This window comes from Gluconobacter thailandicus F149-1 = NBRC 100600 (assembly GCF_000964465.1).
In the GTDB taxonomy this organism is placed as follows: Bacteria; Pseudomonadota; Alphaproteobacteria; order Acetobacterales; family Acetobacteraceae; genus Gluconobacter; species Gluconobacter thailandicus.
In genome coordinates this window covers 67,760-88,630 of record NZ_BANH01000024.1, presented here as the reverse complement: position 1 = coordinate 88,630, position 20,871 = coordinate 67,760, and the positions used below count along the sequence as shown (strand labels likewise).

Below are 20,871 nucleotides of genomic sequence, written 5' to 3'. Positions count from 1 at the left end.
AAAGCTTATCTGTGATGGCGCGTTGGATTGGCCCTCATGCAAGAAGCATAAGGGCCAGCAGGTTTTCCAGAGTTGCCACATTGGCAGCTTCAAGAATAAGGCGACGGCCGATCGTGAGGGCTTTGCGCCGCGCTTCCGTGCGACTTTCTGGCGTGGTGCAGAGCGTATAATCAGCGACCTGGGCAAAGCCGATGGTGCGGCGGATCATTTCAAGGCCACAAAAACCTGTTGTGTCCTGCAGGATGCCGATCAGGAAATTTTCGAGCAGTTCTTCACGCTGGGCTTCATCAGAGAGTGCCCACACATCGCCGCCGCCTGTTTTCAGAAGGGTGCGGAGTTCTGTCGTGAAGCTGTTCCAGAAAGCCGTGATCTCAGCTTCGATCAGGCCGCGCTTGTTGGGTGCCGCGCAGGCATGCAGGGCCAGATTTCCCAGATAGAGTCCACAGTCGAATCCGATCGGGCCCATCGTGGCAAACTCGCCGTCAATGACGCGCACATCGTCTTTGTGCTGCATGATGGAGCCTGTGTGCAGGTCTCCATGCAGAAGCGCCTGTCGTGCGGTCAGGAAGCGGTCCTGAAGGCTGCCAACAGCGCGATGGAGGGGCTTATCCGTATGCAGGGCTTCTACGTCGGGGAGAAGGGCTGCTTCGGGAGCCGGGTTGCGTGAGCAGGGGCGGAACGGATCGGTCAGGATCAGATCGACCGTGATTCGGGTCAGGGCGGTATTGCCGGCGAAATCAGCCAGTAACTTCGAGCCGTGCTCAAAGGGCTGACTGATCCAGCTTGTGGCGTGAACGCTGCGGGCCACATATTGGCCGATAGTGGTAGAAAATCCCGGCTGCACTTCATCGCGGATCAGGGCAGTGCGCAGAACCTCATGAGGGGTCAGGCATTCCATGACGAGGAGGAACATCTCGTCATCGTAGAAATACAGTTCGGGAGCAGCCGGGCGTACGGCTTCCGCAGTCGCGCGTATATAGCGGGCTTCATACAGCGCACGTTCCAGTGGCATTGGCCATTCCGGTGCCACGCGCACATGGGGAAGCGCCTGTTTGCAGCACAGTGATCCAACCGGGCCATCCACAAGAAAAACGGTATTCAGATTGCCGTCACTGACTTCGCGGATGGTCCAGTCTGACGGATCTCCGCCAAGACGGAACGCAAGGTCTGCATGATCTGTCAGCCAGTGCTGAAGGCTGGAAGCATCAAGAGTGAAATACGGCATCAGGAGAGTTCCAGCAGGGCGGCCAGTGTGGGAACGACAGGGCCTTCGGGTGTGTGGTCAGGGCGGATCAGGTGCAATGCGCCATATTCGGCATTTCCCTGTTTGCGGCATCGCTTCTGAAGGTCGGAAAAACTCAGGGCCACGTCAATGCGCATCCCGATATCGACGATATGCGTGGACGGATGTTCGCAGGCGAGCAGGCATGGTCCAACCAGGCATTCCGCAGGCGTCAGGCCCAGTTCCTCTTCACATTCCGCCAGAAGCTGTGTGGGAAGATCCACGGTGTTTTCCTGTGCGCGGCTCTCGACGTTGCCAGCAGGTGCTCCCTGCCAGTAGCCGGGCAGGTAAATGGAGTTATCCGCGCGTCGGCCGATCACAACGCCATCCTGTGCAAACATCAGACCTACGACAGCCAGAGGTTTGAGCACCTTGTCGCCGTAAATGCCGGGTTCCTTCATCTGTGCGAGGACGCGGCGGTATTCGGACCAGTGTCCACGAATATGGGAGGGCTTAATCTCGTCCGCACAGAAGACCCGGCCGTTATAAAGTGCCGGATATGACTTCAATGCTTCGGCCCAGATGCGAGAAACGGCGTCTTCCTGTTCGGCTGTCAGGGCCGGAAGCAGGCGATCAGCCAGAACATGGACGTCCGGCTGAAGGGGCGTGACAGGCCAGGAAGCGAGGTGTGTCATAACGGACCTTGACTGGGTTGAAGACTGTACTGTCCTTCATGCGGGAAAAGCCCGAACAGGCAAATACGTCTAAGGTCAGGGAAGGTGAAGGCGCACGGAAACGGGGCAATGGTCGGAGAGGCCGTCTGGCAGGGTGTCGTTCCGGTAGGTCATGACCCGCAGGCTGTCAGGGATGAGCCAGGAGCGGGCCTGATTACCGAGCAGGATATGGTCGATGAAATATTCGCCGCCCCAGCACGGACTGGCCTTGCCTGCTGTCGCAAGCAGAACGGGGGCATCCTGTTCGATCTGCTGCATGAGTGGGTCATGCATTGTCAGGCGGCGGTTAAAATCCCCGAGAACAGCATAGGGTTCGCCTTCATCCTGACGCTCTGCAATCCAGTCTTCGAGGATCTGGAATTGCTGATACAATGTCGGGCAGGAGTGTTTGCGCTGATTGAGAGGCTGCTCCCAGCATCCGGTTTTCAGGTGGATGACCAGAATGCGGAGATGCTCGGTTCCATCAGAAACCGTAACGTCCAGACCCGTTCTCAAATGGTGCGAGGCCTCAGGACCAGTCACATCCAGAGCGGACAGTTCTTCATTGACCGTCACGGTGAGTGGGCGTCTGACGGCCAGGCCGACGCGTTGTATGATGGGCGTTTGGGACAGGATGATCTGGTAGGTCTGCGGATCGAAGATCCGTGCAGCGGGTTCGGGGCCGTCCACTTCCTGAAAGGCGATGATATCGGCGTTCAGGTGTGTCGCGTATTTGCGCAGCCGAACGAAATCGTTGGGCTTGCGACCATGGACATCATCAGGAAGGGCGGGGTCTCCCGTTTCTTTCAGGGAGAGCCAGTCCAGATTCCAGGTTGAGAGTTTGATCTCTCTGGCGTGTGCTGGAAAAGCCTCGCCGCACATCAGCGCGGCGAGGAGAAGTGTAGAAAGAAACCTCAGACGGCTTCTTTCTCTGTTGCGCCCATCTCGGCAAGAACGCTTGCGACGGATCGCGTGGTGCGGGTCTTCTCGTCAAGAACGAGGACTTCACCCTTCGGGATGTCGTAGAACCATCCTTGCAGCGTCAGTTCACCCTGAGACAGGGCGCGGACAACGGCCGGATGCGTACGCAGATGCGCGAGCTGAAGCAGAACGTTGTATTCCGCAAGCTGACGGATATCGGCTGGACCGGCATCTTCCGCCTTCAGATCACCCATGGCGGCGCGGGCAGCTTCTGCGTTACGCAGCCAGCTCCGGACGGTAGGGAGGGCATCCAGCTTCGGGGCGTTCAGGTCCAGCAGCGCATTCATTGCACCGCAGTTGGAATGGCCGCACACGACGACATTCTTCACTTTGAGAGCAGCAACGGCGTACTCGATGGCGGAAGACACGCCCCCCAGCATTTCGCCATAGGCTGGAACGATGTTGCCGACGTTACGGACGATGAAAAGTTCACCCGGTTCAGTCTGCGTGACGAGGCTCGGGCTGATCCGGCTGTCGGCGCAGGTAATGAACAGTGTGGAGGGAGACTGGCTGGTGGCCAGACTTTCAAACAGCTCCGCACTCTCCGGATAGACGTCCGTTTCGAATGTACGGACACCGCTCAGCAGTTTCGCCAGAGTATCACGACCACAGGCCATGGTGTTCTCCTTTTTATAAACTAACGAGCAGTTAGAGGGCTTTGTCAGGGCGGGTAAAGCAGTAAAAGTACGGCCTCATCATTTGTTACCGCCCTGACATCTGTTGTCGTTACAGTTTATGACGTTGCCAGACGCTCACGCAGCATTGCAAAGACTTCTTCTGAATTTGCATCTGGGCCGCCAGCCTGCGCCATGTCCGGGCGCCCACCGCCACCTTTTCCGCCCATGACTTCCGATGCCGCACGCACAAGTGTCACGGCATCGAGGCGATCTTTCAGATCGGCTGTCACGGAAATGACAATGCTGCCACGACCGTCGGCTTCGGAGATGAGTGCGACAACGCCAGAGCCGATCTGCTTGGAAATGCTGTCCGCAAGGCTTTTGAGTTCCTTGGGGCTGACATCACCGAGATTGCGGGCAGACAGGGTGATGCCATTGATGGTTTCGGTGGCGCTCGTTCCTTCACCCGTAGCCAGCTTGCGCTGAAGTTCGGAAATCTGGCTGTTCAAGGACTTCCGTTCTTCCAGCAGGGCTGCGACACGGGTGATGGCATCGGTGACCGGAACTTTCAGCAGGTCAGCAATCTGCTTGAGGCGGTTTTCCGTTTCCAGAGCCAGCTTTTCAGCTGCGGCACCGCAGACAGCCTCGATACGGCGGACACCGGCGGAAACGCCGCTTTCAGAAACGATACGGAACGGGCCGATCTCACCTACGCGACCAACATGCGTGCCACCGCAAAGCTCGATGGAGTAGGCCGGACGGCCTTCTTCACCTTTACCCATGGAAACCACGCGAACTTCGTCGCCATATTTCTCACCGAAGAGCGCCATGGCGCCTTCTGCTACTGCCTGTTCCTGCGTCATGAGACGCGTCTCGACCGGAGCATTTTCACGGATGCGGGCATTGACCTCGGCTTCGACTGCCTGAAGTTCTTCGTCCGTCAGCGGGCGAGGCTGACTGATGTCGAAGCGCAGGCGCTCGGGGGCGTTGAGGCTGCCCTTCTGCGTGACATGCGTGCCGATCTGGCGGCGTAGCGCTTCATGCAGAAGATGGGTGGCCGAGTGATGGCCACGAACGGCCGTCCGGCGTTCATGGTCGATTTCGGCATGAACGGCCATACCGGGCTTCAATGTGCCTCCGACAACCTTGCCGTAATGGACGATCAGATCGCCGTTGCGCTTCTGGGTGTCCGTGATTTCCACGCGTACGCCATCAGCCGTGAGGGTTCCATGATCGCCAACCTGACCGCCGCTTTCGCCATAGAACGGCGTCTGGTTCAGCAGGATGGCGATGGTGTCGTCACCGGCAGGGGCTTCGGCCAGTTCGTCATTGCCACGGAAGATGCCCTGGACTTCAGCGTCAGCCTTTTCAGAAACATATCCAAGGAATTCGCTTGGGCCATGTTTGTCACGCGCATCAAACCAGATGGTTTCAGCGGCTGTGTCACCGGAACCAACCCAGGCTGCGCGCGCGCGCTTGCGCTGCTCCGTCATGGCAGTTTCGAAACCGGCTTCATCGACGGTGCGACCCTGCTCACGCAGGGCATCCTGTGTCAGATCCAGAGGGAAGCCGAACGTGTCATACAACTTGAAGGCAACATCGCCGGGAAGAGCCTGCGTGTCACCAAGGCGGCTGACTTCATCGGACAGGAGGGACAGGCCGCGTTCCAGCAGGGCGGTGAAGCGTTCTTCTTCCCCCTTCATGGTTTCGGTGATGAGGGCCTGATGCTGCACCAGTTCCGGATAGGCTGCACCCATCTGCTGGATCAGGGCAGGGAGTAGACGGTAGAAGACCGGGTCCTTGGCGCCCATGATGTGCAGGTGGCGCATGGCGCGACGCATGATGCGACGCAGGACGTAGCCGCGACCTTCCTTGGAAGGCAGAACGCCATCAGCGATCAGGAACGCCGTGGAACGTAGGTGATCCGCAACAACACGATGGCTTGACTTGAACTGACCGTCTGCGTCCTGGTTCATGATATCGGCGGAGGACTCGATCAGCGCGCGCATCGTGTCCGTGTCGTAGTTGTCGCGCTTGCCTTGCATGATGGCGGCAAAGCGTTCCAGACCCATGCCGGTATCAATCGACGGGCGCGGCAGATTGTCACGGGAACCATCCGCCTGATCGAGGAACTGCATGAACACGAGGTTCCAGATCTCGACGAAGCGGTCACCGTCTTCATCCGGACTACCCGGAGGGCCGCCGAAAACGCTCTCACCGTGATCGTAGAAGATCTCGGAGCACGGGCCGCACGGGCCCGTATCGCCCATCCGCCAGAAATTGTCAGACGTGGCGATGCGGATGATGCGATCATCGCTCAGGCCAGCCACCTTCTTCCAGAGGTCGGCAGCTTCTTCATCATCGGCGTAGACCGTGGCGAGGAGCTTTTCCTTGGGAAGCCCAAAGTCACGCGTCAGCAGGGTCCATGCGAACTCGATGGCGTCAGCTTTGAAGTAATCTCCAAAGCTGAAGTTGCCCATCATTTCGAAGAACGTGTGATGACGGGCCGTATAACCGACATTGTCGAGATCGTTGTGCTTGCCGCCTGCGCGCACGACTTTCTGAGCTGTTGTCGCGCGGTTGTAGGGGCGTGTTTCCTGGCCCGTAAAGACGTTCTTGAACGGCACCATGCCAGCGTTCGTAAACAGCAGCGTTGGATCATTCTGCGGCACGAGGGAAGCCGAGGGAACAATGCGATGGCCGTTCGACCCGAAATATTCGAGGAAGGCTGAGCGGATGTCGTTTGTGCTGGTCATGAGCTGAAGCGTCAGGTTCCGAAGAAGGCGGGAAAAACTAACGCTACTCCTAGACCATTGTGAGCAGCTTGGAAATGCGCGGCTCAGGGAGCTTTCCGTTGAAAGATCTCTGAATTTTCCTGAGGTAACGGTATTTGCGGTTCAGGTTCAGGAGAGGTCAGGCCCGCGGCGGGAATTTCCACAGCCATCTGCACGAGTTCCAGAGGGGTTTCGGGAACCTTCGCTCTGAAAACAAGCCGTCTGGAGAGGTTGAAGTTTGCCAACATTCCACAGGCCGCCCCGATAGCAAGTGCGACGACGGGGTAAGTGACTGTGAACGGTACGAGAGCGTAAAGCAGGAAAACGGCGCCTCGGTTCAGAAGAAAGCCGAAAGCATTGGCCAGAAGGAAGCGCAGCCACTGGAGGATCAGATGCTGGTTATCGGCGCTGGTAGACCGGAAAGTCCAAAGGCGATTCAAAATCCAGTTGAAAGTTGCCGCAATAAAATACGCACCGACTGTAGCAGCTACGAGGCCGATCTCTGGTCGCAGAAGATCGACGCTTGCCCAGTCCACGAAGAAACCAAGGGCCCCGACGATGCCAAAGCGAAGGAACTGATCGACAATCTGGGGGCGGGACCGAGGATAGAAGATACGGGTGCGTCGCAAGGAAGCGTCTCCGTGGCAGGGGTAGGGCTGCTCTAACGTGAAGCGGTGTCAGCGGCAAATGTTCTGAAACCAAAAAAGGCGCCCCGAAGGACGCCTTTCTCAGAAAACCCGGAGCCCGAAAGCTCCGGCGCCTTATCAAACTGAATTACTTCAGGATGATTTCGACGCGCCGGTTCTGCGGCTCGCGGGTGTTCGGGCCTGTCGGAACCAGCGGCTTGCTTTCGCCATAGCCGTGGATGTCGACAGCGGCTGCCGGAACGCCATCACGGATCAGTTCAGCCTTCACGCTCTGGGCGCGACGGAGGGACAGACCCATGTTGTAACGCTCACCACGCGGGCCCGGGTGGGCTGCGGAGTTATCGGTGTAGCCATTGACTTCGATGCGCGTCGTCTGGACGTGCGTGGAAGCCTGAGCTGCCTGAGCAACGATCTCACGAGCGCGGCCCGTCAGGTCAGACTTGTCCCAGTCGAAGAACACGAGGTACGTGCGAGCTGGGGTCGGAGCTGGCGGAACAACAACCGGAGCCGGCGGCGGCGGCGGCGGAGCCGTGTCGAACGCATAACGCAGACCCAGGATGAACTGGTGCGAGAAGCGCGGATCGAAGTTCACGTTGCCCTTGTGCAGGCCGGTGCCGTTACGGTTCCAGGATGTGGAACGGTAAGCGCCGTCAGCGAACTGCTGGCCGATGAAGCGGTATTCGGTCGTGACAGCAAGACCCGGAACGCCCGGAATGTCATAAGCTGCACCGACGATGCCCTGGTACGCGAAGCTGCCCTGCGTGCCACCGATCCGGTTGACTGCGCCGTTGGCGTAGTTCGTCGTGATCGGGTTGTAGTGCTGCCACAGGTAACCAGCGCCAACACCAACGAACGGCGTGACAGGAACGTTCAGGCCGAAGTGGGCCAGATCGATGTCATACAGGACGTTGACGAAACCGCCATAAGCCTGATCGGAGCCCTTCGTGGAGCCATGAACGGCCGTCGGGGTGCGGTGGTTGATCTGGGAGTAGTTGTATACACCCTCAACTTCAACGCGCAGACCATTGCCGAAGCCCCAGCCGAATGCACCGAAGCCCGTGAAGCCGTCCTTGTGACGGAGACGGGAGCTGCTGGCATTGTTGCTGGTCGTGCCATCAGCCTGTGTGGTCGGGGAGAAGCGACCGTGCTGCTGCTGAACCAGGTTGTACCCACCGCCAATGTTGACGTACGGGCCGGTGACCGTGCTGGCCATGGCGAGCGACGGTGCGGCGACCATCGACGTCATGGCAAGGAGTGCCGTGCGGAGACGCATGTTTTCGTCCTCTTAGTGACTAACGTTTCGAGCCATTGGCAGAACTGCTTCGACCAACGGACCCAGCGCGATGCATAAGCGCATATAGATCGGGTAGTTCCCTCGGACAAAGCCGGACAGAGCCTTCCAGACCTACTCGGGGTGGAGGGAGTGACAAAAAAGTCACATTCCATTCCGCCCTGTTTACGATCTACGCCTCGCGTCCCTGTTGCCATAGCTGAACGTTTCTGCGGACGCCATAGTGTTCGCAGGATTTATGACAACCAAATGAAGTGAAAAAACAGAAAGTTAGGCAAAGCCATAAAGGACTGTGACAGTCCTCATGGGCGGCAGCCTTCATTTATCAGCAAGTTACGCACGGTTTCCATCGGAACGTCACGACTTGTAAACGCCTTCCCAATACCGTGCAGCAGAACAAAAGAAATCCGTCCATTCTGCATCTTCTTGTCCCGAGTCATGTGATCGAGAAGTGTTTGTGCAGAAAACGACTCTTCGAACCAGTCAAAGCTGGTTGGCATTTCAAGGGAACGAAGATGGCTGTCGAGGCGCAAAAGGTCCTCGGCTGGCGCGTGCCCGAGCTTTACAGACAGGGCCATGGCCAGATGGAGCCCGATTGAAACTGCTTCGCCGTGAAGGATGCGGCCATCGTAGCCGAGTTCCGCTTCGAGGGCGTGCCCGAAGGTATGGCCAAGGTTCAGGAGGGCACGACCGTTCTGTCTGGCCTGCTCTTTTTCGTCTGCGGCAACCACCGCGGCCTTGAAAACACAGGCTTGCCGGACAGCTTCGGCAAGCGCAGCCGGGTCGCCGTCCAAAACATTTTTGCCGTTGTTTTCGCACCATAAGAAAAGATCCGGATCTGCGATCAGGCCCGACTTCACAATTTCGGCATAGCCGGCAACGCGCTGTCTGCGCGGCAGAGTCGCGAGGGCGGAATTATCAGCGAGTACGATCATGGGCTGATGAAACGCACCGATCAGATTTTTCCCGGACGGCGAATTGATGCCTGTTTTGCCGCCGACGGAACTATCGACCTGCGCCAGCAGAGTCGTTGGAATCTGAACGAACGGGATGCCTCGCAAGGCGGTTGCGGCTACGAATCCAGCCAGATCGCCGACGACGCCACCACCCAGCGCAATGACTGTCGTCCCGCGCTCGATTCCCAGCGACAGAAGGCGCGTTATTACCTCGCCATAGTAGGTGAGAGACTTGCTCTCCTCCCCACCGACGACGGAAATGACGTCGGTCTGGATTCCGGTTTCCTTCAAAGAGGCCAGCAGGCGCGGGAGATGAAGAGCAGCCACGGCATCATCGGTAATCACGACAACACGCTTCTGGCGCAGGAACGGGGCGATCCATGCGCCTGCCCGCGAAATAAGGTCTGGCCCGATCAGGACGTCATAGCTGTGCTGTGCCAGCGTGACAGGGACTTTCTGAGGATGTGTATGCTCTGAAAGAGCCTCACGCACACGTTGCACGCCCTGTTCCACGGTTTCATCTCCGCAATCTATGATGATGTCAGCTTCCGCATAGACGGGGTAACGAACCCCAACCAGACGGGTCATGATGTCTTCCGGGCTGCCCTGAGCCAGAAGAGGTCTGCCCCCACGCCCATGTACACGCCGAAGCAGCACGTGAACTGGAGCTCTCAGCCAGACCGAGACGGCATGCCGGCGAACCAGCTGGCGCGTCTGTGTGTCCATCCAGGCTCCGCCTCCCGTAGCCAGGATGCAGGGTGGCCCCTTGATAAGGCGCTGGATGACCCGACGTTCACCCGCACGGAAATAAGCTTCTCCGTGGCGGGCAAAAATTTCGGGAATCGTGCAGCCGGCGGCGCGCTCGATTTCTGCGTCAGCATCCACGAACGGCAGGCCGTAAACCTGCGCCAGACGACGGCCGACAGTGGTTTTTCCGGCTCCCATCATGCCGACGAGAACAACTGTGCAGGTCGGCGCGGGAGGAGTTACCGCCCAATCGGCGGAAAGTGAGGGTGGCAGAGGTGACATGCTCTGCTACCTATCATAGGAGAGGGCATCACGTCCTGCCTGCACTTTGAGACCTGAACATAATGGCCCAATCTGATCGTTCGTCCTCCCGTCTTCCAATGATCGCCGGGGGTGGCCTTGTCATTCTCGCCATCGTGTTGGGTGGCGGTTTCCTGCGTCTGGGCATGAATGCTGTTCCGCCTGAGCAGACGCAGGTTCACAAGGAAATTCCGGCGTCCACATTTGCGACGACGAGTTCCGCTCCGGCCGCGTTGCCCGCCATGCCGCCTGTTCCGGCCGCACCGATCGCGGGAACCGCTCAGCCAGTTCCGGCCTCTGTGGCCGCAGCGCCTGTCGCTCAGGCTCCGGCTGGTGCGGTTTCGGCGCCAGTCGCTGCCGCCGCTCCACCTGCGCCGGTCCTGACACCGTCTACGCCGCTACCAACCATGCCAGCTCCCAAGCCTGCGCCGGCTCAGGGCGCGGCTGTTACGCCGACACATTGACGACGTCGCCTGTCGGATGACAGAGGTCACGGATCGTCACGTCGAGGCATTTCTGGAAATGCTGGCGGCGGAACGTGGTGCGGCTCTGAAAACCCGGCAGGCCTACGCGTCTGATCTGGCTGATTTTGCCCGTCATTGTGCGCCCATGACATTGGCGCAGGCGACGGGTGAGCAGGTTCGGAGTTATCTGGCGTCTCTGTCACAAGCGGGAATGGCGGCCCGGACGGCGGCCCGGCGTCTATCCTGCCTGAAGCAGTTTTATCGCTTTCTCATGCTGGAATCGATTCGGTATGACGATCCGACTGATCGCCAGCAGGCTCCCAAAATTACGGCTTCGCTTCCTCGCCCGCTGGATGAGAAAGAAATCCGTCTTCTTCTGGAAGAGGGAACGAAAGGACATGAGAACGAGCGGCGGGATCTTCTGTCCCGGGCTGCTTTGGAACTTCTCTACACAACCGGCCTGCGCATTTCCGAACTTCTGTCGTTACCCGCCAACTGTGTGAAGGCAAAAGGCGCGATGCTTCTCGTGCGAGGCAAGGGAGGCAGAGAACGCCTGGTACCGCTGTCTCGCAATGCCCGTGAGGCGGCGGAGGCTCTGGTTCATTTCGATCGGGATCTGGGCAGTCCCTATCTCTTCCCAGGCCGTAATCCTGACAAGCCCCTCACACGTCAGGGGTTCGACAAGATTCTGTTGGCCTGTGCACTGAAAGCCGGGATCGATCCGGAGCGTGTCAGTCCGCATGTGCTCAGACATTCCTTTGCCAGTCATCTTCTGGCGCATGGGGCCGATCTGCGGGCGCTCCAGATGCTTCTGGGGCACGCCGATATCGCGACCACCCAGATCTATACGCAGGTGATGGCAGAGCGTCTGAGGCAACTTGTGACAGCCCATCATCCTCTGGCGAAAGTCCCGCCTGTGGAGCCAGCTGACTCGGAATAGCACAGGGGGCTGTTTCCGGATGCGCTGGCGTGCTATCCGGCTGGCCATGCGCCAATTCCTAGATTTCGAGAAGTCGGTCGCCGAACTCGAGACCAAGATCGACGAACTCCGCCAGATGGGCAGCCAGGAGAAGGACTCCGGCACCAGCGGCATCAACATCGATGACGAGGTTGCCCGTCTTTCAGACAAGGCGGACAAACAGCTTCGTGCAACCTATGCGAAGCTTACGCCGCTGCAGAAGGTGCAGGTTGCCCGTCACGCCCAGCGCCCCAAGGCTCTGGATTATGTTCGTCTCCTGACCACAGATTTCACGCCCCTGGCCGGTGACCGCGCCTTTGGTGATGATGAAGCCATGATCGGCGGTCTTGCCCGATTCCGTGGTGAACCTGTCGTTGTGATCGGGACCGAGCGCGGGCACGATACGGAAACGCGCCTGCTCCATAATTTTGGCATGGCTCGTCCGGAAGGGTACCGTAAGGCCCAGCGTCTGGTGGAAATGGCCAGTCGTTTTGGTCTGCCCATTCTCAGCTTCATCGACACGGCCGGTGCCTGGCCGGGAATTGACGCAGAAGCGCGCGGGCAGGCTCAGGCTATCGCGAAGTCCATCGACATCTGCCTCAAGGCGCCTGTGCCCCTGATTGTCACGGTGATCGGTGAGGGTGGTTCTGGCGGCGCTATTGCCATTGGGGCCGGTGACCGCGTGCTCATGCTTGAGCATTCGATCTATTCCGTCATTTCGCCGGAAGCCGCTGCCTCCATTCTGTGGCGTGATCCGAAGCTCGCACCTGCTGCTGCGGAAGCTTTGAAGCTGACCGCGCAGGATCTGCAGAATCTGGGCCTGATCGACCGGATCGTTGCCGAGCCAATCGGTGGTGCGCAGCGTTCGCCGGATGATGCGGTTCATGCTGTTGGTAATGCAATTGCCGAGGAACTGGTGGAGCTTCAGAAACTCACCGGGCCGGCTCTTATTCAGAAGCGTCGGGACAAGTTCCTGGCCATGACCCGCGGGTCCCTGAACTGATACAAAAAACCGCTGCCCTCTGGGGCAGCGGTTTTTTTTGATCTTTATGCCTTGTGCGGAGGATCACCGCTGATCGGCTCACGGCCATGCGCCATGATGAGATCATGCAGCAGGGTTCCCGCTTCTGAGACGGATGCCGCTTCGTAGCCCTTGGCCACGAGAGCGGTTCCGGTTGTTCCGTCTGTCAGGCCGTATGGATAGGAACCGAGGTCAATTCCCGGAAATTTATCCTGCAAGCGACGCAGGTCTTCTGCGAAATCGCCTTCTTTCAGGCCCGCTGCATGCCAGCTGACGGAGGTCAGGGGTGGTCCTTTTTCCAGTTGGGGAACCAGAGATTCCACCATGGCTGCGAAAATGGATGGAACCCCGGCCATCACATGCACATTGCCAATACTGAAGCCGGGCGCTGCGGAAATGGCGTTCTCGATAGGGGTAGAACCTTCTGGCAGCATCGCCATGCGCTGACGGGCTGCGTTGAATTTCTCTTTTCCCATGAGGGCTTCGAGTTTCTGGAAGGTCGGCTCATGGCGTAGCAGCGGAACGCCCATGGCTTTGGCGATGCATTCAGCTGTGATGTCGTCATGGGTGGGGCCGATGCCACCGCAGGTGAAGATGATGTCGAATCGGGACCGGCATTCGGTAACGGTCTGGATGATGTGATCCTCAATGTCCGGAATGACACGCACTTCGAGCAGCCGGATGCCTTGGGCATTCAGTGCGCGTGCCAAGACCTGAGTGTTGGCGTCCTGGGTACGGCCGGAGAGGATTTCGTTGCCTATGACGAGCAGGCAGGCGTTTTTTTGAAGCATGAGTCTCGTCCTGATAGTCTGTGCAGCGAACGTAGCGCGTTATCCCGCGTTGTCGAGCAGGGGCGGTCATTGGCCTTGCACAATTCCAGACAGGACACTCATGAGCACTCTGAAGCACCATCTCCCTGAATGTATTCTCGATTTGCGTGCAACGCTGGGTGAGGGGCCTGTCTGGAGTGAGGCTGAAAAGTCGCTTTATTTCGTTGATATCGTTGCGGCCAAGGTGCACCGCTTCACGCCGACAACGGGTGAACACAAGACATGGGATGCGCCGGATCGTCTCGGTTTCCTGCTGCCCGTTACGAATGGAACTTTCCTCGCGGGGCTGCGTGACGGGCTTTATGGGTTTGACCCGGAAAGTGGCGACTTCGAAGCAGGTCCGGAAATTGAGCCAGACAAGCCGGGAAACCGCCTGAACGATGGCTGTGTGGATCCTCTGGGTCGGGTCTGGTTCGGCACGATGGATGACGGGGAAGAAGAGCCTACGGGTTCAATCTATCGTGTTGTCCATACGGAAGATGGTCTGGACATCACGCATCATCACGAAGGCTACATTGTCTCGAATGGTCCGGCGGTCTCGCCGTGTGGGCGTGTGCTGTATGTCTGTCACAGTCCGAAGCAGATCATTTATGCCTTTGATATTGACGACAACGGCGATCTCTCCAACCAGCGCGTTTTCGCCACGCTGACACAGGGTTACCCGGACGGGATCGTCACGGACAGCGAGGGCAATCTCTGGTGTGGTACGTGGCTGGGTGGTCGGGTGGCCCGTTTCCGTCCGGACGGGACAGAACTTCCGGCTATTAAAATGCCTGTGAGCAATGTCACGAAGGTTGCTTTTGGTGGTGACGATTTGAAAACCGTTTTCGTCACGACGGCACGTAAGGGGCTGGACGAAGCCATGCTGGCCAAGGAGCCGCAGGCTGGCTCGCTGTTCGCGTTCAGGACGGATATTGCCGGTGTTCCGCAGAAAGAGTTCAAACTGAACGACTGAAGCAGAGAGGAAGGGCCGTATCAGGAAAGCGGCCCTTTTCTTTCAATCTATCCCAGAAGTTCCTGCAAGAGGGGAATGAGCGGCAGATCCGGGTCTGGCATGGGATATTTCGCCAGATCCGCAGCTTTGACCCAGGCCAGTTCCTGCCCTTCGCGGGGTGCAGGCGTTCCCCGCCACCGTCTGACAACGTAAAGCGGCATCAGAAGGTGGAAGGGGCCAGCGTTCTCGCTGACGAACGTGAAGGGTGCGAGGCATGAACCTGTCAGGTCCACGTCCAGTTCTTCCTTCATTTCCCGAATAAGGGCCTGCTCGGGTGTTTCGTCCCGTTCGACCTTCCCGCCTGGAAACTCCCATAGACCGGCCAGCCGTTTTCCTTCCGGGCGACGGGCGAGGAGGATACGTCCCTGCGTGTCCAGAAGGGCTGCCGCTACGACCAGTAGGGTCCGGGGCTTTGGCAATGGGGGAGCGGCAGGTGTGGAGGCTTTTTCCTGCACAGGGGGTGGAGGAGGAGCGTCCTGAATGGTTGCTTCCTGCTGAAGAAAGCCTGAGCGGGTCAGTTCATGAATAATGATGGGGCAATCAGTTCCGCGGGAGACGAAGCGGCGGCTGCCGCGGCCTGTTTCCTGAAAACCCAGTTTACGCAGGACAGCAGAAGAGCCGGGGTTATCGACCGCAACATCTGCTGTCAGCTTTTCAATCTTGAGAACCTGCAAAGCCCATTCCACGACACGCTGAGCCGCAGCCGTCGTCATGCCCTGCCCCCAAACGGCGGGCGAGGCCCAATATCCGAGAGAAGCCGAACGTCTATCGTCTGACAGGACCAGGCCGACCGCTCCCAGAAGGGTTCCGTTGCGCGTTACGGCGAAGTGGTGAGCTTCGCCACGTGCGCTGTCTTCCAGAGTAGATGCGATCCATTTCTCGGCAAGATCTCGTGGATAGGGGAAGGGAAGGCGGCTGAGCATGCGGACCACGCTCCAGTCGTTCACAAGGCGGTGGACGGCTGGTGCGTCTTCCGGGCGGAGGGGACGTAAAAGAAAATCCCCCGCTTTCAGTTCAGGTGTCATGTCGGGCTTATTGAATCCTGCTCCTCAGGGACGCCGCAACGCGCCAGCAGGCGGCGCAGCGTGTTGATGACGGGGAAGACTTCCTGATTGTGATCGCCGCCCAACTCGTTCCAGGCGGCCTGTTCAAGCTCTACGATATCACGGTCTTCCTTGAAAATCCGTTCCGTAAAGGCGATCAGGAACGGCCATGCCAGATCCAGAACAACCCGGACTTTCGGTTTGCGAACCGACAGGAGACCAAAAACACGACAGATTTTCTGTTCCGCATCCTGTGGGACATAGACGATCCAGAGATCCATGACTGGCGGTTCGTCACCCGTGGCGATACGCAGGGTCTGGTAGGGGTATTCCGTCCGGATCGTCATGACGTCGCGATGGGCGTAGCGCTCACTGGCGTCCCGGCGCTCGCCGAAGATCAGGGCTTCACCCCAGGGCTGTTTTCCGCTTGTGCGGGCGAAGCTGTACCGGGCCTCGACCAGGGTTGGCTCGTCCTTGCCGCCCAAAAAGCGGGGTTTCATCTGGCCCATCTGCTTCATGTGCATGAACTGATGGTTCATATCCATCAGGTTCTCGTGCATGAAGCTGTAGTGGCAGGCGACTTTCTTGCCGAAACGACGCGTCTTGTAGGCCGGATCACGAACGGAGCCGAGAGACGGGAAAGGTGTGGTGTCGGCTTTTGCCGGATCTCCGGGGAAGATGAAGATCAGGCCGCCTTCTTCCCGGCAAGGATAGGTGCGCACCCCATTGGGAAGTTTGTTTTTGCCCAGATAAGGGACATCAATGCAGCGACCTGAACGGCCGTAAGCCCAGCCATGGTAGCAGCACTGCACAGCTTCACCACTGACACGGCCAAGGCTGAGGGGGACCTGACGGTGAGCGCAGCGGTCTTCAAGTGCGAAGACGCTGCCATCCTGTGGGCGGACGAGGGCGATAGGCTGTCCGGCATAGCGCGTGCCGATGGTTTTGCCGCGCTGGACTTCATGGGACCACGCGACAGGGTACCAGTAATCAGGGTTGGAGCGGATGCGACGCAGGTCTGTATTGCGGGCTGGAAGCTCGTTGGGGGAGATGCTGCTGATGATGTCATCAGCATCTACGGTACTCTGCGACATTGAAATCCCGATCCTTATAAAGCCGGGCCTTTTGAAAGGCGTCTTTCTAAAACGAGCCTAACAGGCAAAAGGTCCCGACCGGAAGGGGGAAGGGCGTATCGCGGTAAATCGCGTCATTTGGGCAACATGAGGCTGGAAAAGCACAGGTTGGATGTCATTGAAACATCATCCACGGCTGCAAAGGCTTTGCCTAATAAAGATGCTTGGCTAGGACACCGCTTCCTTGATTTCATAGCCCCACATATTTCCGGAGTATTGGCCTCAGTGCGCACAAAACCCCTGCTTCTGTCTTCCATTGCACTGTTGGCCTTTCCTTCTCAGCTATATGCCGCTCAGACGACGAAAGCGGTCGCCTCGAAGCATCGGCATGCGCCATCCCCTCAAGATGCTGCTCCGGCTGCCTCTGAACCTGCTGCGCCCGCAGCCCCAGCAAAGCGCTCTCGTCGCACCAATGTGGAAGCCCGTTCGACCGAGAGTGTTTCCGTGACCGCCCGTCAGTTGACGGGGCGTGATGCCGAGCAGGCTGTTTCCAAGGCTGTCATGCGGCAGTTCGTGCCGGGCACCAGCCCGTATCGGATGCTGGACCGGACGCCGGGTGTCAGCTTCACGTCTACAGATCCGTTTGGAATCGACAGTTTTGGGGCAAATCTTTACGTCCGCGGTTTCTTCATGAACCAGATGGGCGTGACGGTTGATGGCGTTCCGCTGAACGATCAGACCTACCAGTCTGTTAGCGGTATGAGCCTCGCCTCTTCCATCATTCCGGACGATATCCAGTCCATGCGGATGTCTCAGGGGGCTGGCTCCGTGGAACTGCCATCGACCAACACGCTGGGCGGGACGATCCAGATCGGGTCGTCTGATCCCAACGACACGCGTGGCGGCAAGGTCAGCCAGTCGTTCGGTAGCTACAATTCCTATCGCACTTACGTTCGACTGGATTCCGGTAAGCTGAACACCTCCGGCACGAAGTTCTACACGTCCTATGCCCGGACGGATGAAGGTATGTGGATGGGCAGTGGCGACCAGTTCATGCAGCAGGTTGACGCCAAGCTCGTGCAGCCCATCGGGCAGCGCAGCCGCATGTCTGCATTCTTCAACTGGTCCAGTCTGGCGCAGTGGAACTATCCTGATACGTCCATCGGGATTCTGAAGAACCTTGGCTGGCGGACGCCGCATCTCTATCCGAATTATGGTCTGGCGTACCGGATTGCCAATGGTGAGGCTGCTCTTCCGGCAGGCTATGGTGGCGTTCCTGGCATCAATGGCTCTGAAATCGCCATGTATGATGGTGGTCAGGCTGAAACCAACTACATGGGCGGCCTGCATTTCGATCTGGCGCTGACCGATCGTTTGACCTGGAACACGACGGTCTATGGCAACAGCCAGACTGGTTATTATAGTTATACGGACTCTGAAGATCCGTCCCCGAACGGTGCGCCGTTCTCCGAAGAAGTCTGGCAGAACCGTCAGGAGCGCTACGGTCTTGATACGAGCCTGCGTTACAAGTGGGGGCGTCACACGATCGAGGGTGGTGTCTGGTATGAGAACAACACCCAGCAGGCCGGCCTGTTCAACTACCAGCAGCCATTGTTGGGTGAAGGCGCCCCTCTCAAGGCTGTTGGACCGTATGATGTTTACGGGCGTGCCTTCCTGCAGGGCTACAACTTCGACTGGACGACCAATGTCATGCAGTTCCACCTTCAGGACAGCATCCGCCTGACCGAAGGTTTGACGTTGCACGCCGGGTTCAAGTCCATGGTTGCGACGACATCTGGCGGTGCGAACTACAACAATGCGGACTGGACTGGCTCAGACGAACTGCCGAATGGCTCTTTGACCGCCTCTCAGGCCTTCCTGCCGCATATTAACCTGGATTGGCACATCAACAGCCACCATGAGTTGTATGTGGATGTGGCCGAGAACATGCGCGCTTATGAGGTCTCGGCCTATGGTGTGGCGAACTCGGTTTACTCGGTGGAAGATCAGGCGACCTTCCAGGCGCAGAAGAAGTCTCTCGAGCCGTCCAAGGCGTGGGTCTATCTTGGCGGGTATCGTTATACGTCCAAGTATCTTCAGGCGAATGCGACCGTCTATCACGCCAGCGTGATCCATCCGATCCTTGCAGCGGCGGTTGGCTCCCTGACCAATCCGGTGTCTCAGGTGATCGACTTCGGGCACATCTCTATGACGGGTGCCAATGGCGATATTACTTTGACGCCAGTTGAAGGTTTGAGCATCAGCAACAACGTCAGCTACAACAAAGGTACATACGACCGGGACGTTGATACGTCTGGCGGATTCTATGCGCTGGCGGGCAAGAACATCGTTAATTATCCGGCCTGGATGTACAAGACGTCCGTCTCCTACACTTGGAAGGGCGCGACGGCGCATTTCGATGCCAACTACTACAGCCGCCGCTACTACAGCTTCATGAACGATACATCCGTTGGCGGATACTGGCTGGCGAATGCCGGTATGCAGTATCGTTTCGGCAAGTTGAGTGTGCTGAAGGACGTCACGGCGAGCTTCAACGTCTATAATCTGTTCAACACGAAATACATCGCCATGATGGGCCAGAATGATAACCCTGCGACGGGTGATTATCAGTCCATGGAGCGGGGTGCGGTTCGTGAGTTCTTTGGAACGGTTAGCGCGTCGTTCTGATGATTAGATAAAGCATAGAAAAAGCCGCCCGACATTCGCCGGGCGGCTTTTTTTGTGAGTAAGTCCCGGAACGATTAGGCGCGGAGTGCGGTCTGAGTCTCGTTTACGGACTCGATATAGGGACCGGAACCGGCAATTTCCATGCTCAGAACGGCCATGCCGTCTTCTTTGCGCTCTTCAAGAGAGAGCCAGGCGTTTCCTGCCGTCCAGCGATAACGGGACGCATCCGTAGGATACCAGCCCGAAAGGGACGCGGTGGTCTGGTGGGACGTGATCTTCTGGGTACCTTTGGCGTTCGAGATCGTAACGTTGCCCACAGGAACGCCCAGTTCGCGACGGTCGTCCAGGAAGGGCCCAACCACGTCTGAAGGGCGGCTGGCACGAGACATAATCTGTATGGAGCGGACACCTGCGGGTAGCAGGAATTCAACCTTGCCCATTTCACTCTTTACCGGACGGAGTGTGCTGCCGTTATCGCAGAGGAGATGCAGGTCTGAATCGGATGTCAGAACAGTCTGTGTGCTCTCTGTGTGAGGGGCTACCTGTTCCGCGCGTGCTTCGATTTCGCGGAAGATGGGTTCGACAATGGCGCGGTCTGTCGTGAGAGGGACGGCCGCATCTGCTTCCCAGCTTTTGGACGGGCTGCTCAGGCTGACAACCGTTCCGCTCTGGCTGAACATGCCGCGGTTGCCCGTGTTGAGATATGTTTCGGTCAGGACGCCGTCGGCCGTGATGATCGCGTGATCCTCAGTTTCGACATGGTAATAGTCATAAGAAGTGATGGAGTGGTCGTAGGAAATGGAACGACCGTTCACAAGCATACGTGCAGGGATGAAATGCCCGTTCAAGAAGAGGCAGTGTTCGGCAGTTACCAGAAGATCCTTAAACGGAATGCCTTCAGAAATTGCGTTTTTCAGGATCCGAACGGGATAGCCAGCTTCATCATCATTCTGCCACGGGAAAGTCTGCTTCCGGTTTGATCCGGCCCAGATGACTTTCCGGGTTGCTGCCGTACCATTCGGGAGAGTGATGGAGAGAACATCTCCAATTTTCAGATCTTCGACCGCTACCAAGCCGCTGGGCGTCTGGATGAGAGTTCCGGCCAGGAAGCATGGATCGAAGCTTCCTGTCGAGGACATGCTGGAATCCTGACTCAGGGTATAGGTCGTACCGTTATTTGTGACGGTCCACTGATTTTTGGATGTATCTGAATTGTAAGTATATTTGTAAGATGTCCCGATATTGCTCTTGGATGTTGTGATTATGTAATATCCGCCATGACCATTCCCTGCGATGATTTCATTCAGGGACGTGGAGCCCCACGAGTAGTCATAAGTATATGAATAAGACGTACCGTCAGCTGTGAAGGACAGGGTCTGCCCGCTCACCGTTACTTTAACATCTGTAAAAACATTCGAAACCTTGCCGCTGCTGCTCAAGTTGGCAAGAGTCAGGGTGTATGTTCCGTTCTGTATAACCTGCTTACCAGGCATGTCGGTCATCCTTTGAAATGTTCGTATTATGCTAACTTATAGATTATGTGAGGAATAAA

17 protein-coding genes are annotated in these 20,871 nt (G+C 57.8%); 5 read left to right on the top strand and 12 right to left on the bottom strand.

The features are described 5' to 3' along the window. Positions 1-34: 34 nt before the first annotated feature. The 8 genes from mtnK to aroB all read right to left on the bottom strand — a co-directional run bounded on the left by mtnK (position 35) and on the right by aroB (position 10,230). Complete coding sequence (gene mtnK, locus B7444_RS08150; protein WP_007282508.1) at positions 35-1,225, bottom strand: S-methyl-5-thioribose kinase; 1,191 nt, start codon at positions 1,223-1,225, stop codon at positions 35-37. Next, positions 1,225-1,917, bottom strand: a complete 693-nt coding sequence (locus tag B7444_RS08145; RefSeq protein ID WP_007282507.1) for a hypothetical protein — start codon at positions 1,915-1,917, stop codon at positions 1,225-1,227. The genes mtnK and B7444_RS08145 overlap by 1 nt, the downstream gene beginning before the upstream one ends. Before the next feature lie 75 nt (positions 1,918-1,992). Next, a complete protein-coding gene (locus tag B7444_RS08140) occupies positions 1,993-2,817 on the bottom strand; it encodes an endonuclease/exonuclease/phosphatase family protein (protein WP_007282506.1) in 825 nt (274 codons plus the stop codon). Positions 2,818-2,849: 32 nt separating this feature from the next. Then, the gene (locus B7444_RS08135; protein WP_007282505.1) at positions 2,850-3,533 is read right to left on the bottom strand and encodes a carbonic anhydrase; all 684 of its coding nucleotides are present in this window, start codon (positions 3,531-3,533) and stop codon (positions 2,850-2,852) included. Between the two features lie 116 nt (positions 3,534-3,649). Continuing rightward, entirely contained in the window at positions 3,650-6,289 is a 2,640-nt protein-coding gene (gene alaS / locus B7444_RS08130) for an alanine--tRNA ligase (RefSeq protein WP_007282504.1), read from the bottom strand. A gap of 83 nt (positions 6,290-6,372) precedes the next feature. Continuing rightward, positions 6,373-6,936 carry a GtrA family protein gene (locus tag B7444_RS08125; protein ID WP_007282503.1) on the bottom strand — a complete coding sequence of 188 codons (564 nt, stop codon included), beginning with the start codon at positions 6,934-6,936 and terminating at the stop codon, positions 6,373-6,375. 145 nt (positions 6,937-7,081) lie between these two features. Continuing rightward, entirely contained in the window at positions 7,082-8,227 is a 1,146-nt protein-coding gene (locus B7444_RS08120) for an OmpA family protein (protein ID WP_007282502.1), read from the bottom strand. Between the two features lie 320 nt (positions 8,228-8,547). After that, a complete protein-coding gene (gene aroB / locus B7444_RS08115) occupies positions 8,548-10,230 on the bottom strand; it encodes a 3-dehydroquinate synthase (RefSeq protein ID WP_081603769.1) in 1,683 nt (560 codons plus the stop codon). A 62-nt stretch (positions 10,231-10,292) separates the two neighbouring features. On the opposite strand from aroB, the gene B7444_RS08110 reads away from it, so the two are divergent. The 3 genes from B7444_RS08110 to B7444_RS08100 are packed head-to-tail and all read left to right on the top strand — an operon-like array spanning position 10,293 to position 12,673. Next, positions 10,293-10,712: a hypothetical protein gene (locus B7444_RS08110; RefSeq protein ID WP_007282500.1), complete on the top strand. Its 420-nt coding sequence runs from the start codon at positions 10,293-10,295 to the stop codon at positions 10,710-10,712. Between the two features lie 16 nt (positions 10,713-10,728). Beyond that, on the top strand, positions 10,729-11,652 hold the full coding sequence (locus B7444_RS08105; RefSeq protein ID WP_007282499.1) for a tyrosine recombinase: 924 nt from the start codon (positions 10,729-10,731) through the stop codon (positions 11,650-11,652). 46 nt (positions 11,653-11,698) lie between these two features. Then, entirely contained in the window at positions 11,699-12,673 is a 975-nt protein-coding gene (locus B7444_RS08100; RefSeq protein ID WP_186810545.1) for an acetyl-CoA carboxylase carboxyltransferase subunit alpha, read from the top strand. 44 nt (positions 12,674-12,717) lie between these two features. Here B7444_RS08100 and B7444_RS08095 read toward each other — a convergent pair whose 3' ends face one another. Further along, positions 12,718-13,482: a competence/damage-inducible protein A gene (locus B7444_RS08095; protein WP_007282497.1), complete on the bottom strand. Its 765-nt coding sequence runs from the start codon at positions 13,480-13,482 to the stop codon at positions 12,718-12,720. A gap of 100 nt (positions 13,483-13,582) precedes the next feature. Between B7444_RS08095 and B7444_RS08090 the strand changes: the two genes are divergently transcribed. Beyond that, positions 13,583-14,476: an SMP-30/gluconolactonase/LRE family protein gene (locus tag B7444_RS08090; RefSeq protein WP_007282496.1), complete on the top strand. Its 894-nt coding sequence runs from the start codon at positions 13,583-13,585 to the stop codon at positions 14,474-14,476. A gap of 47 nt (positions 14,477-14,523) precedes the next feature. On the opposite strand, the gene B7444_RS08085 is transcribed toward B7444_RS08090, so the two are convergent. Both B7444_RS08085 and B7444_RS08080 read right to left on the bottom strand, forming a co-directional pair. Next, on the bottom strand, positions 14,524-15,540 hold the full coding sequence (locus B7444_RS08085) for a bifunctional GNAT family N-acetyltransferase/(deoxy)nucleoside triphosphate pyrophosphohydrolase (RefSeq protein ID WP_007282495.1): 1,017 nt from the start codon (positions 15,538-15,540) through the stop codon (positions 14,524-14,526). Then, positions 15,537-16,652, bottom strand: a complete 1,116-nt coding sequence (locus B7444_RS08080; RefSeq protein ID WP_007282494.1) for a Rieske 2Fe-2S domain-containing protein — start codon at positions 16,650-16,652, stop codon at positions 15,537-15,539. The genes B7444_RS08085 and B7444_RS08080 overlap by 4 nt, the downstream gene beginning before the upstream one ends. Before the next feature lie 126 nt (positions 16,653-16,778). Here B7444_RS08080 and B7444_RS08075 point away from each other — a divergent pair, with 126 nt between their 5' ends. Beyond that, on the top strand, positions 16,779-19,319 hold the full coding sequence (locus B7444_RS08075) for a TonB-dependent receptor (RefSeq protein ID WP_007282493.1): 2,541 nt from the start codon (positions 16,779-16,781) through the stop codon (positions 19,317-19,319). Positions 19,320-19,393: 74 nt separating this feature from the next. Here B7444_RS08075 and B7444_RS08070 read toward each other — a convergent pair whose 3' ends face one another. Further along, the gene (locus tag B7444_RS08070) at positions 19,394-20,812 is read right to left on the bottom strand and encodes a Hint domain-containing protein (protein ID WP_231502898.1); all 1,419 of its coding nucleotides are present in this window, start codon (positions 20,810-20,812) and stop codon (positions 19,394-19,396) included. Between the last annotated feature and the right edge of the window lie 59 nt (positions 20,813-20,871).

Bases quoted from the DNA above. Each gene is read 5' to 3' on its own strand.
- mtnK (WP_007282508.1), bottom strand. From the start codon at position 1,225: ATGCCGTATTTCACTCTTGATGCTTCCAGCCTTCAGCACTGGCTGACA.
- B7444_RS08145 (WP_007282507.1), bottom strand. From the start codon at position 1,917: ATGACACACCTCGCTTCCTGGCCTGTCACGCCCCTTCAGCCGGACGTC.
- B7444_RS08140 (WP_007282506.1), bottom strand. From the start codon at position 2,817: ATGTGCGGCGAGGCTTTTCCAGCACACGCCAGAGAGATCAAACTCTCA.
- B7444_RS08135 (WP_007282505.1), bottom strand. From the start codon at position 3,533: ATGGCCTGTGGTCGTGATACTCTGGCGAAACTGCTGAGCGGTGTCCGT.
- alaS (WP_007282504.1), bottom strand. From the start codon at position 6,289: ATGACCAGCACAAACGACATCCGCTCAGCCTTCCTCGAATATTTCGGG.
- B7444_RS08120 (WP_007282502.1), bottom strand. From the start codon at position 8,227: ATGCGTCTCCGCACGGCACTCCTTGCCATGACGTCGATGGTCGCCGCA.
- aroB (WP_081603769.1), bottom strand. From the start codon at position 10,230: ATGTCACCTCTGCCACCCTCACTTTCCGCCGATTGGGCGGTAACTCCT.
- B7444_RS08110 (WP_007282500.1), top strand. From the start codon at position 10,293: ATGGCCCAATCTGATCGTTCGTCCTCCCGTCTTCCAATGATCGCCGGG.
- B7444_RS08105 (WP_007282499.1), top strand. From the start codon at position 10,729: ATGACAGAGGTCACGGATCGTCACGTCGAGGCATTTCTGGAAATGCTG.
- B7444_RS08100 (WP_186810545.1), top strand. From the start codon at position 11,699: ATGCGCCAATTCCTAGATTTCGAGAAGTCGGTCGCCGAACTCGAGACC.
- B7444_RS08095 (WP_007282497.1), bottom strand. From the start codon at position 13,482: ATGCTTCAAAAAAACGCCTGCCTGCTCGTCATAGGCAACGAAATCCTC.
- B7444_RS08090 (WP_007282496.1), top strand. From the start codon at position 13,583: ATGAGCACTCTGAAGCACCATCTCCCTGAATGTATTCTCGATTTGCGT.
- B7444_RS08085 (WP_007282495.1), bottom strand. From the start codon at position 15,540: ATGACACCTGAACTGAAAGCGGGGGATTTTCTTTTACGTCCCCTCCGC.
- B7444_RS08080 (WP_007282494.1), bottom strand. From the start codon at position 16,652: ATGTCGCAGAGTACCGTAGATGCTGATGACATCATCAGCAGCATCTCC.
- B7444_RS08075 (WP_007282493.1), top strand. From the start codon at position 16,779: ATGAGGCTGGAAAAGCACAGGTTGGATGTCATTGAAACATCATCCACG.
- B7444_RS08070 (WP_231502898.1), bottom strand. From the start codon at position 20,812: ATGCCTGGTAAGCAGGTTATACAGAACGGAACATACACCCTGACTCTT.